We start from the raw sequence: 218 nt of genomic DNA on the forward strand, positions 1-218 counted from the left end.
AGTTCAAAAATAGCCGGTTGTACTGGAGTTGGAAGTGGGTTTACCACTAAATTAAGATCTACTTGGGCACTACAGAAAGTAGTCGTACTCTGTGCGATATCTGTCACAACAGCAATTACTGTATTGGTATTACTGGGGTAGTTCATTGGATCTCCAATAGGAACATTCGCATCTACAGCAGCTTGATTTACAAACCATGTAACTGTAAAGATTGCGGG

Annotated in this window: 1 protein-coding gene; it reads right to left on the reverse strand. The window is 40.8% G+C overall.

What is annotated here, in order from left to right:
* On the reverse strand, positions 1-218 hold a 218-nt coding region (locus Q1A60_RS21570), incomplete at both ends, for a hypothetical protein (protein WP_299770822.1).

The organism is uncultured Dokdonia sp. (assembly GCF_947492535.1).
In the GTDB taxonomy this organism is placed as follows: Bacteria; Bacteroidota; Bacteroidia; order Flavobacteriales; family Flavobacteriaceae; genus Dokdonia.